This window comes from Neorhizobium huautlense, from assembly GCF_030811685.1.
In the GTDB taxonomy this organism is placed as follows: Bacteria; Pseudomonadota; Alphaproteobacteria; order Rhizobiales; family Rhizobiaceae; genus Neorhizobium; species Neorhizobium huautlense_A.
Genome location: NZ_JAUSRF010000036.1, coordinates 1 through 13154 on the forward strand (window position 1 = coordinate 1; position 13154 = coordinate 13154).

General features: G+C 58.7%; 11 protein-coding genes. 6 read left to right on the forward strand and 5 right to left on the reverse strand.

Going from position 1 to position 13154, the window contains the following annotated elements:
• The 4 genes from J2T09_RS27230 to greA form a co-directional block, all read right to left on the reverse strand.
• On the reverse strand, window positions 1–181 hold a 181-nt coding region (locus J2T09_RS27230), incomplete at its 3' end, for a hypothetical protein (protein ID WP_306840225.1).
• A gap of 39 nt (window positions 182–220) precedes the next feature.
• Window positions 221–1201 (reverse strand): glycosyltransferase, encoded by a 981-nt coding sequence (locus J2T09_RS27235; protein WP_306840226.1) that lies wholly within the window; start codon window positions 1199–1201, stop codon window positions 221–223.
• A gap of 73 nt (window positions 1202–1274) precedes the next feature.
• Window positions 1275–2333, reverse strand: a complete 1059-nt coding sequence (locus J2T09_RS27240) for a glycosyltransferase family 4 protein (protein WP_306840234.1) — start codon at window positions 2331–2333, stop codon at window positions 1275–1277.
• A gap of 40 nt (window positions 2334–2373) precedes the next feature.
• Window positions 2374–2850, reverse strand: a complete 477-nt coding sequence (greA, locus tag J2T09_RS27245; RefSeq protein WP_153359599.1) for a transcription elongation factor GreA — start codon at window positions 2848–2850, stop codon at window positions 2374–2376.
• A gap of 230 nt (window positions 2851–3080) precedes the next feature.
• On the opposite strand from greA, the gene J2T09_RS27250 reads away from it, so the two are divergent.
• From J2T09_RS27250 to J2T09_RS27265, 4 genes are all read left to right on the forward strand, one after another.
• Window positions 3081–4313 carry a putative DNA modification/repair radical SAM protein gene (locus J2T09_RS27250; protein ID WP_306840227.1) on the forward strand — a complete coding sequence of 411 codons (1233 nt, stop codon included), beginning with the start codon at window positions 3081–3083 and terminating at the stop codon, window positions 4311–4313.
• Window positions 4310–5797: a UdgX family uracil-DNA binding protein gene (locus tag J2T09_RS27255; protein ID WP_306840228.1), complete on the forward strand. Its 1488-nt coding sequence runs from the start codon at window positions 4310–4312 to the stop codon at window positions 5795–5797. Before J2T09_RS27250 ends, J2T09_RS27255 begins: the two co-directional genes overlap by 4 nt.
• A 69-nt stretch (window positions 5798–5866) precedes the next feature.
• Window positions 5867–6097, forward strand: coding sequence for a hypothetical protein (locus tag J2T09_RS27260; protein ID WP_306840229.1), 231 nt, complete (start codon window positions 5867–5869; stop codon window positions 6095–6097).
• Entirely contained in the window at window positions 6094–6864 is a 771-nt protein-coding gene (locus J2T09_RS27265; protein ID WP_306840230.1) for a peptidoglycan recognition protein family protein, read from the forward strand. The genes J2T09_RS27260 and J2T09_RS27265 overlap by 4 nt, the downstream gene beginning before the upstream one ends.
• A 93-nt stretch (window positions 6865–6957) precedes the next feature.
• On the opposite strand, the gene carB is transcribed toward J2T09_RS27265, so the two are convergent.
• Window positions 6958–10446 carry a carbamoyl-phosphate synthase large subunit gene (carB, locus tag J2T09_RS27270; RefSeq protein WP_306840231.1) on the reverse strand — a complete coding sequence of 1163 codons (3489 nt, stop codon included), beginning with the start codon at window positions 10444–10446 and terminating at the stop codon, window positions 6958–6960.
• 249 nt (window positions 10447–10695) lie between these two features.
• Here carB and J2T09_RS27275 point away from each other — a divergent pair, with 249 nt between their 5' ends.
• Both J2T09_RS27275 and J2T09_RS27280 read left to right on the forward strand, forming a co-directional pair.
• Entirely contained in the window at window positions 10696–11649 is a 954-nt protein-coding gene (locus J2T09_RS27275; protein WP_306840232.1) for a phosphatase PAP2 family protein, read from the forward strand.
• Window positions 11650–11789: 140 nt separating this feature from the next.
• On the forward strand, window positions 11790–13001 hold the full coding sequence (locus tag J2T09_RS27280) for an MFS transporter (RefSeq protein ID WP_306840233.1): 1212 nt from the start codon (window positions 11790–11792) through the stop codon (window positions 12999–13001).
• Window positions 13002–13154 lie beyond the last annotated feature (153 nt).

Here is a 13154-nt window from a genome sequence, read left to right on the forward strand (position 1 = left end):
TCACGTTTCCGCTGGTTGCTCCCACCACGCCATTTGGCTTATCAAAAAACGCCAAGGCTCTAATCGCAGCCGGATGAAACTTCAGTGGCAGGTCACTCAATATTGAATCTATGCAATTATGCAAGGTACTCCCCACGTTGTATGAAAATACGCAGATAAGCATGTTTTCAGGAGTTATCATTTCGTCTTTCGCTCCAGATGGATTGGCTTAACGGGTCTTTTAAAATCCTGTTGTATTCGCATAAAGTTTGGACCTGTAGCCGATCAGGTAGCTTATTCTTCCTGCGATCCACCCTGTATTTCTTGCAAGAGACAGTAAAGTTTTTCCGTTTGTAATTATAGTTGCCGCGATCAGCAAAATGAATACGGGGATTTTCAGTGTTGATCCAGCAATGGCTGATGCCGAGTTTCGAATTTTACTATTTCCTTTCCTCCGCAAATTCGTATTCGACTGGTCCATCGCTCTTTTGAGTTGGTACCAAAAACTCAGTCTTTCCGGGGGGATGGTTTCATATACAAAAGCGTCGTCCACCCAGCCTGTCGGCAGCTCTGCCTTGCGTATTTCAGCATAAAGCTTGGAATCGGTGCCGCCGGTGAAGCGCATTTCCTGATCGAACCAGATATTGTGATCTCTGAAGATGGCCAGATCGGCCAACCAGTTGTTGGTCACGATTGTCACCCGATTGGTGCTGTTCAACGTCGTGCGCCTCTTTGCGCGTTCTTCCTTCTGCCTGTAGCGGGCCTCGATGTTCTCGTACATCTTCGACTGCATGTAGCTGAGTGCTTCCTTCGGGCGACGGGCGCGCAAGGGTGCGCCGAGAAGCATGGCATTGCTCTTGCGATAACCGTCCAGCATGCGCTTTAGCCAGTCCTTGGCAGTCACTTCGTCGTCGTCGACAAACAGAAGCAGGTCAGCGCCATCTTCTATCGCTTCGCGTGCCGCGCGGTTGCGACCAAACGGGATGCCGAGTTCAGGCTCCTGCACATAACGAAGGTCGCTTTGAATGAAGTTTTTTCGGTGGCGATCCACGACGGGAAGTGCAGGCGTATCGCTGTCGTTCTCAACGATCAGGTAGGTGATCGAGCATAATGACGGGATATCCATAGCCGCCCAGGAGGCCAGAAGGTCATCGAGCATCTCGGGCCGCTTGCGCGTCAGGGCCGCCACGTAAATCTTCAGTTGTTTTTCAGCTCTGGACATGGCGTGCTTCGCTTATCGGTATGGTTGAGTGCCTCACTCTCCCTAAGCCATTCGCGGATGCCGGTAAATTGTTCTAGTGGCCGCAGGTTCGATTATACAGATTCCCCAGCGCCTGCGCCTCACCCTCGATGCTGAAATTCTGCCCGGCATGGGCAAGCGCGTGTTCTGCGGCGGCCAAGCGGCGTGGTTCATTGTCGATGAATGCCGATGCCGACATCACCATGGCGTCGAGATCGTCGCGGGCGATGATTTCGCCGGTTTCGTTCTCGCCCGTCACCACCAGTTCCGAAAAGGCGCCGACATCGGTGGCCACCACCGGCACGGCTGATGCCATCGCCTCGAGTGGGGTCAGCCCAAAACCTTCCCAGCGCTGTGGCGCGATGAATAGGTCGAGTGCGCGGTACCAGTCGTTGATATTGGTGTGTTCGCCGACAAACAGGATACGGTCGACAAGGCCCACTTGCGCCACGCGCGCCTTTAGCTCGTTTTCAAAGGCGACATGTTTAGCCGTCGCGCGGCCGGCGATGATGGCGATCCAGTTCGGCTGGTCCGGCAGAAGGCGGATCATGCTGTCGACAAACAGATCCGTGCCCTTCTGGTGGCGAACGCGGCCAAAACAGCCGACAATTTTTGCCGTCTCAGGAAGGCCGCAGGCGCGTTTTGCGGCCGCCTTGTCTTTGGCCGGGGAAAAACGTTGCGTGTCGATGCCGTGCAGCACGACGGTGCTGGGCACGTCCAGATAGGCCGAGGTTTTCGCGCTGGTGGCGATGACCGCGTCCATCTTCGAAATCAGCCATTTGGTCCAGCCGGTATGTTTGCGCTGGGAGGCCGAGGTGAAGACGATGCGGATCTTCATCCGCAACACGTCGCGCAGGATGATCGCCGGCAGCATCTCGATGTTGCGGCGGGCATGCCAGATGCGCACCGGAGCCCCTTCGGGCGCCGACCACAGATGCACGAGATCGCGAAAACGGATGAAGGGCAGGGTGGCGGGAAGGCCGAGGCCAAGCGAGGCCACCTGCTGGCCCTGCCGGTTCTGCACCGGCAGGAGCTGGATGATCGTCGATGTCACGCCGGAAAGGCGCCGCTTGAAGTTGGGGGCAATCACCCGCACCTTGCTAATATCAGTCAGCGGCACAATAAAAGTCTCCGGCGGCAAACGCTGGGGCTGATCAGCCCCAGGTGACTGCGAGGATTTCGTAAGCCTTGGAGCCGCCGGGGGCTACGACTTCGATCGAATCGCCGGCTTCCTTGCCGATCATTGCGCGGGCGATGGGCGAGGAGATCGAAATGCGGCCCTGCTTCACATCGGCTTCCTGGTCGCCGACGATCTGGTAGGTCTTTTCCTCGTCCGTGTCTTCATCCACCAGCTTGACGGTCGCGCCGAACTTGATGGTCGAGCCGGACATTTTCGACAGGTCGATGACCTCCGCGCGGGCCGTCAGGTCCTCGAGTTCCGTGACCCGGCCCTCGTTATGGCTCTGGGCTTCCTTGGCAGCGTGGTATTCGGCATTTTCCGAAAGGTCGCCATGGGCGCGCGCTTCGGCAATCGCCTCGATGATACGCGGACGTTCTTCCTGTTGACGCCAGCGAAGCTCCTCCTGAAGCTTCGTGAAACCGTTCGGCGTCATCGGTACCTTTTCAACCATTTCCTAGTCCTCGACCCCGTGCCCGCCATCCGCGGACACAAAAAGAAAGAGGTCCCGGAGCAAAACTCCGGAACCGTCCGAAAATCATTATTTGCGTCAGTATAACAGAAATCTGACGGCAAATTCCAATAAAAACAGAGATAGTGTGTTCCGCGGCAGTTTCACAGGGGGAGGATTGCTTTTGCAGGGTTTCTTGACAATAAGACGCAGAACATATAGTGAACATTCTGATGAAGAAGTCACTCAAAGAACGTCTCGCCATTCTTTCCGATGCGGCCAAATATGACGCTTCCTGTGCGTCGAGCGGAACGGTGAAAAGAGATTCGTCGGGATCCGGCGGGCTGGGTTCGACGGAAGGGTCCGGCATCTGCCATTCCTATGCGCCGGATGGCCGCTGCATTTCGCTGCTGAAAATCCTGATGACCAATTTCTGCATCTATGACTGCGCCTATTGCATCAACCGCTCATCCAGCAATGTCGAGCGGGCGCGGTTTACCGTCGAGGAAGTCATATGGCTGACGCTGGAATTTTATCGGCGCAATTATATCGAGGGACTGTTCCTTTCCTCCGGCATCATCCGCTCCTCCGATCATACAATGGAGGAAATGGTGCGGATTGCCCGCGAACTGCGTACCATCCATAATTTTCGCGGTTACATTCACCTGAAGTCCATTCCGGAAGCCTCGCCTCAACTGATCGAGGAAGCGGGGCTTTATGCGGATCGTCTGTCGATCAATATCGAGCTGCCGACGGATGCCGGTATCGGCAAATTCGCGCCGGAAAAGCGGCCGGACAATATTCGCCGCTCGATGGGCAATCTGCGCCTGAAGATCGAAGAGATGGCGGAGCCGACGCTGCAGACCAAACGCCGGCAGAAATTTGCGCCGGCCGGGCAGAGCACGCAGATGATCGTGGGGGCCGATGCCGCCGATGACGCGACTATCCTCGGTACCAGCGCGCGGCTTTATGGAAGTTACGGCCTCAAGCGCGTTTATTATTCGGCCTTCAGTCCGATCCCGGATTCCTCGAAAAACCTGCCGCTGATCAAGCCGCCGCTGATGCGCGAACACCGGCTTTATCAGGCGGATTGGCTCTATCGGTTTTACGGGTTCGATATCGGCGAGATCACCTCTTCGCGGCCGGATGGCATGCTGGATCTCGATCTCGACCCGAAACTGGCCTGGGCGCTCGGGCATCGTGAGAAATTTCCGGTTGATGTGAACCGCGCCGACAAGGAAACGCTGCTGCGCGTGCCGGGTTTCGGCACCAAGACCGTGAAATCCATCCTTTCCGCTCGCCGGTTCAAGCGCTTGCGGTTGGAGGATATCGCACGGCTTGGTGTCTCCCTGAAAAAGGTGCAGGCCTTCATCACGGCGGAAGGCTGGACACCGCACCGGCTGGTCGATCGCACCGATCTGCGCGCGATGTTCATGCCGAAACCGGAACAGCTCTCCCTGTTATGACGGAAACCTGTTTCCTTGAGGGGCGTGGCGATCTTGGCGAGTGGCGCGATGCCGCGCGACGTTTTCTGGTCGCAGGGATCGAACCCAAGGATATCGACTGGCGGCTTCGCAGTGAGGAGCAGGGACTGTTCGATGCCGGCGCCGCTTTGGCGCCGAATGCAAACGCCTCTCCGATGGTGACGGAAACGGCGGCGGTCCAGGTGTCGGTGCCGCAAAGTTTTCTCCGGCTCGCATCAGCTGTCATATGTCATTCCGATCCTGCCCGGTTTGCGTTGCTCTACCGTCTTCTGTTTCGCCTGATGTCCGAGCGGCATCTGCTGGAGGTGAAATCGGATGCGGATGTCGTGGCGGCCCATCGCATGCACAAATCCGTGGGCCGTGATTATCACAAGATGACCGCCTTCGTGCGCTTCAAGGAACTGCCGCTGCCGGCGGGCATGGCCGGACGGCGGCGCTTTTTTGCATGGTTCGAGCCGGATCATTTTATCGTCGCGCGCGCAGCACCGTTTTTCCAGCGGCGGTTCAACGATATGGACTGGATCATCGCCACGCCGCACGGCTCGGCCTCCTGGGATGGCGACAGTCTCCGCACATCTGCCGAACCCGCGCAGAAGCCTGACATCCGCGACGAGACGGATGAACTGTGGCGCACCTATTACGCCTCCATCTTCAATCCCGCCCGGTTGAAGGTAAAGATGATGATGACGGAGATGCCGAAGAAATACTGGAAGAACCTTCCCGAGGCAGATCTCATTCCGGGCCTGATTGCCGGTGCAGAGGAAAAAGTCCTCGACATGGGGCGCAGGCAGGCGAGTGAGCCCCTGGCCTTCCATCATCGGCTTCAGGAAGCGGCAGCACGTGCTCCTGCCACACCGATGGCGCAAGCCGGCACGATCGATGCGCTGCGGCAGGAGGCGCGACATTGCAGCCGTTGCGATCTCCATTGCCGCGCCACGCAAACGGTGTTCGGTGAAGGCCCGGTCGATGCACGTGTGATGATCGTCGGCGAGCAGCCGGGCGATCAGGAGGATCTGGCGGGGCGCCCGTTCGTGGGGCCGGCGGGGCGAGTGTTTGACGAGGCGCTGTCGCTGGCCGGTCTGGATCGGCGCAGGCTTTACGTCACCAATGCGGTCAAACACTTCAAATACGAACCGCGCGGCAAACGGCGTATCCATCAGCGCCCGAACATGGGTGAGGTGCAGCAGTGCCGCTGGTGGCTGACGCGCGAGATCGATCTGGTGAAGCCGAAACTGATCGTGGCGATGGGTGCGACAGCTCTGTTTTCGCTGACCGACCGCAAGGACAAGCTGGAAGATGTTCGCGGCCGACCGATCGTGATGGATGAAGCGCAAACGCTGTTCGTGACGGTGCATCCATCCTATCTGCTGCGCATTCCGGATGAGGGCAGGCGGCTGGAGGAACTGGCGCGGTTTCGGGAGGATGTCGTGAACATTGTCAAAATCACCGATCAGCCACAGTCATAATTGCAATTTATGGTAGTCTTTATGTGAATATGTGTTATTTTTGTCTGCTGTCAAAATTGGGGGAAGGTCATGGCCGATCGACTCGATATGGAGCATGAGGAGGGTTGTCTGTGTGGTCTGGAACTCGGCAAAGATGAGCTGACAGCGGACACGGAATTGCCAGAGGCGTTCGGCTGTCTCGAAGTAATCGTGACGCCGGTGGATGAGGCCGCCGACATGGATGGCTGTGAACTTGATTTTTTAGGGCATGTTACAGAAGACCGGGATTTGCCGGCGGCTGTTGGGGGAGTTGTACTATGACTTTCTCATTAACTTGGCTGGTCGAAGTCCTCGAGGACGCCAATCTGAAAGTGGCAGAAGTTCCCGGCTGGCGAAGCCGTGGGCGGGCAGATATGCCACGGGTGCGCGGGGTCATGTGCCACCATACAGCCGGACCGGCAGCCGGCAACATGCCCAGTCTCCGGGTCATCACGGAGGGCCGGGCGGATTTGCCGGGGCCGTTGTCGCAACTCGGATTGGGTCGAGATGGTACGTGTTATGTTGTTGCCGCTGGTCGGGCGAACCATGCGGGTGCGGGCAATTGGCAAGGAATAACGTCAGGAAATTCTAGCTTTATCGGTATCGAGGCAGAAAATTCCGGTGGCGGAAACGATCCATGGCCCGAGGTTCAGATGGATGCCTATGTGCGGTGTGTCGCGGCGATCCTGAAGAAGATCGGTGAAGATGCGATCATGTGCTGCGGTCACAAGGAATATGCACTGCCGCCAGGACGAAAACCGGATCCCCGCTTCGATATGAACGATTTTCGCTTTAAGGTTGCTGCCGTGATGAGCGGCAATGCGCCTGCTCCAAGCCGCATACCGTTGGTAGATGGCGCCGATCGTCCGACGTTGCGGCGAGGTGCGCGCGGGGAGCATGTGATCCTGCTTCAGAGCAAGATTGGCGAGAGCGGCACGGGGGTGTTCACCGCTGCAACCGAAGCTATCTTGCGCGAATTTCAGAGGGGACATGGCCTCGTGCCTGATGGCATCGCTGGCCCACGAACATGGGCGGTGCTGCAAGCCTGATCTTGAAAAAGGCCGCTCTGCTACAATCACACAAAAATGGGACATGCCTGTTAAGCATGCCCTTATTTTTGTAATTAGAATTGGCGCGTTGCTTTAGGCGAAATAGCTCTGCAGCGGACGAACTTCCAGATTGCCGGCCTTGAGTGCCTTGATCGCCATGGCAGCGGCTTCGGCGCCGGCCATGGTCGTGTAGTAAGGCACTTTCTGCATCAGCGTGGCGCGACGCAGCGATTTCGAGTCCGAGATCGCCTTGTTGCTGTCCGTCGTGTTGATGACCAGCTGGACCTGACGGTTGCGGATGGCGTCCTCGATATGCGGACGGCCTTCCAGAACCTTGTTGATCTTGGTCGCCTCGATGCCGTGTTCGGCGAGGAAGCGGGCAGTGCCGCCGGTCGCCAGAACCTTGAAGCCGATTTCCACCAGAATACGGATGGCCGGCAGGACACGGGTCTTGTCGCTGTCGCGTACGGATACGAAGACGGCGCCATCACGCGGCAGTTCGACGCCGGCGCCGAGCTGGCTCTTGGCAAAGGCCAGCGCGAAATCGGTGTCTAGGCCGATGACTTCACCGGTCGAGCGCATTTCCGGGCCGAGCAGCGTATCGACGCCCGGGAAGCGGGCGAATGGGAACACGGCTTCCTTGACGGCGATGTGCTTGAGGTTGCGCGGATCCGGCTTGGTGCCGTAGGCCGCAAAGGTTGCATCCAGCTGTTCGCCGGCCATGGCGCGGGCGGCGATCTTGGCGATCGGCGCACCGATCGTCTTGGCGACGAACGGTACGGTACGCGAGGCGCGCGGGTTGACTTCCAGCACGTAGACCGTCTCGTCCTTGATGGCGAACTGGACGTTCATCAGACCGACGACGTTGAGGGCCTTGGCCATGGCCGTTGCCTGCCGCTCCAGCTCGTCGATCATTTCGGCAGACAGCGTGCGCGGCGGCAGCGAGCAGGCGCTATCGCCCGAGTGAATGCCAGCTTCCTCGATATGCTCCATGATGCCGGCAACGAAGACTTCCTTGCCGTCGCAGAGGCAATCGACGTCGACTTCGATGGCGTTGGACAGATAGCTATCGAACAGAAGCGGGTTCTTGCCGAGCAGGGTGTTGATCTGGCCGGTCTTGTCGTTCGGGTAACGCTGCTTGATGTCTTCAGGCACCAGTTCCGGCACGGTGTCGAGCAGGTAGGTCTGCAGCATCGCTTCGTTATGAATGATCTGCATGGCGCGGCCGCCGAGAACGTAGGACGGGCGAACGACCAGCGGGAAGCCGATCTCGCCGGCGACAGTGCGGGCCTGTTCGACCGAATAGGCGATGCCGTTGTTCGGCTGCGTCAGGTCGAGCTTCATCAACAGCTTCTGGAAGCGGTCGCGGTCTTCGGCCAGATCGATCATGTCGGGCGCGGTGCCGAGGATCGGGATACCGTTCTTTTCCAGCGCTTCTGCGAGCTTCAGCGGGGTCTGGCCGCCGAACTGCACGATAACGCCGACAACTTCGCCCTTTTCCTGCTCCGCGCGCAGAATTTCGATGACGTCTTCAGCGGTCAGCGGTTCGAAATACAGGCGGTCGGAGGTGTCGTAGTCGGTCGATACGGTTTCCGGGTTGCAGTTGATCATGATCGCTTCATAGCCGGCATCCTTCAGCGCGAAGGCGGCGTGGCAGCAGCAATAATCGAACTCGATGCCCTGGCCGATACGGTTCGGGCCACCGCCGAGGATGACGACCTTCTTAGCGTCCGACACTTCGGCTTCCGAGCGCAGGGCGCCGACGAAAGGCGTCTCGTAGGTCGAGTACATGTAGGCGGTCGGCGAAGCGAATTCGGCGGCGCAGGTGTCGATACGCTTGAAGACCGGGCGAACGTTGAGCGTGTTGCGCAGTTCAGCCACTTCCTTCGGACGCTTCGAGGTCAGCGAGGCAAGGCGGGCATCGGAGAAGCCCATGGCCTTCAGCTTGCGCAGGTTTTCGGCATCGGTCGGCAGGCCGTGCTCGCGGATGCGGGCCTCCATATCGACGATTGCCTTGAACTGGGCGATGAACCACGGGTCGATCTTGCAGGCTTCGTGCACTTCTTCCTCGGTGAGGCCGAAGCGCAGCGCCTGTGCGACCTGACGCAGGCGATCCGGCGTCGGTGTGCCGATGGCGGCGCGAATGGCGTTCTTGTTGCCTTCGCCCTCTTCCATGCCGGGGATTTCGATCTCGTCGAGACCGGTCAGGCCGGTTTCGAGACCGCGCAGTGCCTTCTGCAGCGATTCGGCAAAGGTGCGGCCGATGGCCATGACTTCACCGACCGACTTCATGGCGGTGGTCAGGACCGGCGATGCGCCCGGGAATTTTTCGAAGGCAAAGCGCGGGATCTTTGTGACGACATAGTCGATCGATGGTTCGAACGAAGCAGGTGTCGCGCCGCCGGTGATGTCGTTTTCCAGTTCGTCGAGCGTGTAGCCGATGGCGAGCTTGGCCGCGACCTTGGCGATCGGGAAGCCAGTGGCCTTCGATGCCAGAGCAGACGAACGCGAAACGCGCGGGTTCATTTCGATGACGACGAGGCGGCCGTCCTTCGGGTTGACGGCGAACTGCACGTTCGAGCCGCCGGTCTCGACGCCGATCTCGCGCAGAACCGCGATCGAGGCGTTACGCATGATCTGGTATTCCTTGTCGGTCAGCGTCAAAGCCGGCGCGACAGTGATGGAATCGCCCGTGTGGACGCCCATCGGGTCGATGTTTTCGATCGAGCAGATGATGATGCAGTTGTCCGCCGTGTCGCGGACCACTTCCATCTCGTATTCCTTCCAGCCGAGAACCGATTCTTCGATCAGCACTTCGGTGGTCGGGGAGGCGTCGAGGCCGGAGCCGACGATCTCGAAGAATTCTGAACGGTTATAGGCAATGCCGCCGCCGGTGCCGCCGAGTGTAAACGACGGGCGGATAATGGCCGGCAGGCCGACGACGTCGAGCGCCTGTGCGCCGATTGCCATGGCATGCGCCATGTAACGCTGCTTGCGGTCGGTCTCGCCGAGGTTCCAGGTGTTTTCCAGCTCGTCCAGCGCCTTGTCGAGATCCGCGCCGGAAAGCGTTTCGCGCAGCTTGGCGCGCTCGGCTTCATGCGCCTTGCGGTCGGCATCCTTGATGTCGGTGGCGTTGGCGAGCATCGACTTCGGCGTTTCGAGGCCGATGCGGGCCATGGCTTCGCGGAACAGGGCGCGGTCTTCGGCCATGTCGATAGCGGCAGGCTTTGCACCGATCATTTCGACATTGTAGCGGTCGAGCACGCCCATGCGCTTCAGCGACAGCGCCGTGTTGAGTGCCGTCTGGCCGCCCATGGTCGGCAGCAGCGCGTCCGGGCGTTCCTTGGCGATGATCTTGGCGACGACTTCCGGCGTGATCGGCTCGACATAGGTTGCGTCGGCAAGGCCCGGATCGGTCATGATCGTTGCCGGGTTGGAGTTGACCAGGATGACGCGGAAACCTTCCTCGCGCAGCGCCTTGCAGGCCTGCGTGCCGGAATAGTCGAACTCGCATGCCTGCCCGATAACGATCGGACCCGCGCCGATGATGAGGATCGATTTGATGTCTTGGCGCTTTGGCATGGTCTCTATCCGCTGTTTTCTGCGCGAAAAGCCGGCACGGGGCAGGGAGGCTCCGGTCGGGTCGCGTGCATAACATTATTTCTGGCTAGACGCGGCTTATAGGCAAAAGTGCGGCCTATGAGAACCCCATAAATCGGCAAATCGACAGGAAAAGAGCCGGGTCGTTCGTTATCGGTGAAGCCGGGGCTGAAGATATCCTCTCCTTAATATTTCGATGGCATGTAGAGGGAGACAAAACACGGGGGTGGGATGTCCAACGATCTCTACAGGGCGCGCCAGGTTCTCATCTGGCTGGCGATTGCCACGCATGCACTTATTTATGGTTTGGCGTTCGCAATCGGAATGCGGCTCAACTACCAGACATTATTGCCGTTTATCGCATGGCTGGGCGGTACGCTCATCTTTGCCGGCGTCTATTGTCGGTGGCGCAATATGCCAAAGCTGCACAATATTGTTGAACCGGCGCTTGTCGGCTCCCTGCTGAGCATCGCTATCCTGGTTTCGACATATCTGGCGATGCTGCCCTCCTTGCCGCTCGCGGATGCGAAACTTGCCCATCTCGATGCCGCGATCGGCTTTGACTGGCGCGCCTTCGTGAGGGTTGTCGACGGGCTTCCGTGGCTGGCTGCCTTTCTGAACCTTGCCTATCAGTCTTTTACTATTCAGTTGTTCCTGATTCCTGTTCTGCTCAGCGTCATGGGGCAGGCGCAGCGTGCATATTGGATGATATCATCCTATGCGCTTGTGGGGCTTTGTGCGGCAATTGTCGCTGTATGGTTTCCGGCTGTAGGCGCCTTTCCGCACAATCACATGGGCCCGGAAGACCTGGAAAACATAAACATCTTCTACGGCTATTTCTTTCTGGAGCAATTTCATGGCGTGCGGGGTAATCCGAATTTCGTTTTCGATATCAACGACGCTGCGGGCATTATAACTTTCCCATCGGTACACGCGGCTGTGGCGGCCTTATGCGCCTGGGCTGCGTGGAATGTGCGGCCCATTCGCTATCCGGTTCTGCTTTTGAATGTCGGCATGGCGGTGTCGGCCGTATCGCATGGAAGCCATTATCTCGTGGATGCTCTTGCCGGTGTGCCGCTTGCCTTTTTATGCATCGCGCTGGCGTCCGGCTTGACGCACCTGGTTCCGGAAAGACGCCCAAAAGCAGAGCCGGTCTTTGCCACGGGGCAGGCGACAACCGTCTAAGGTCTGTGGGGATGTCCAGCCGTACCATTTTCCGGCCTGCTGCCATGGACAAGGATCGTAAGCGCCGATACTTTTGCCGCTAATATAAACAGCAGCAAGGGCCATCCGAGACGACGACCGCTTGCGCGGCGGAGTACTCAATGGCCGATGCGACTTCCAAGCCTGTGGCGGCAATCGCTGCCGAGGTGACTGTGCTGCCGATCATCTTTGCCGTCAGCTTCAGCCACATGCTGAACGACATCATGCAGTCGATGATCGCCGCCATCTACCCGATGCTGAAGGCCGATTATCAGCTGGATTTCTGGCAGATCGGCATTCTGACGCTGGCTTTCCAGTGCACCGCATCGCTGTTGCAGCCGGTCGTCGGCATCGTCACCGACAAAAAGCCTTATCCCTATTCACTGCCGGTCGGCATGGCGTCCACGCTGATCGGTCTGGTGTTGCTGGCCACGGCACATGATTACAACATGCTGGTTCTGGCGGCGTCGTTGGTCGGTATCGGTTCGGCCATCTTTCATCCCGAATCATCGCGTGTCGCGCGTCTGGCTTCCGGTGGCCGTTATGGTTTTGCGCAGTCGGTCTTTCAGGTCGGCGGCAATCTCGGCACGGCCATCGGGCCGTTGCTCGCCGCCTTCATCATCGTGCCGCGCGGGCAGGGCAGTGTCGCCTGGTTCTGCATTGCCGCCATCATCGGTATCATCGTGCTGGCCCGTGTGGCATCGTGGTACAAGGTGCATATGGCCGCCAATGCCGGCAAGAAAAAGGTCGTGCATGCCCATTCGCTGCCGCGCAACACCGTCATCGTTGCGCTGGTCATTCTGGCCTTGCTGACCTTCTCCAAGAACATCTACATGGCCAGCATAGGCAGCTATTACACCTTCTTCGTGATCGATCGTTTTGGCGTGACGGTGCAGCAATCACAGTTGATGCTGTTCGTGTTCCTCGGTGCAACGGCGCTCGGCACCGTGGTTGGTGGTCCGATCGGCGACAAGTTCGGTTCCAAGGTGGTGATCTGGTTTTCAATCCTCGGCGTGTTGCCATTCACGCTTGCCATGCCGTTTGCCAACCTGCCGCTGACGATCCTTCTGTCTGCCATCGTCGGTTTCATCATGGCCTCATCCTTCCCGGCCATCATCGTCATGGCGCAGGAACTGGTGCCGGGGCGTGTCGGCATGATTGCCGGCGTGTTTTTCGGCTTCGCATTTGGCATGGGCGGCATTGCAGCCGCGGTTCTGGGGCTTCTGGCGGATGCCCACGGCATCACCTTCGTTTATGTCGTTTGCGCCTTCCTGCCGGCATTGGGCCTGTTGACGGTCTTTCTTCCGAGCAAAGCATCGTTGCGGGTCGCCTGAGGCGGTCATCGACAGAGTTAAAACGACAGAAGCCCGGTCTCGCGACCGGGCTTCTGCTTTATAAGAGAAGTAAACCTCCACCTCCGGTGGAGGACTGGACGCGTTCTACATAGTGATTGAGAGACCTCCGGCTTGAACCGCTGATCTTGCGGC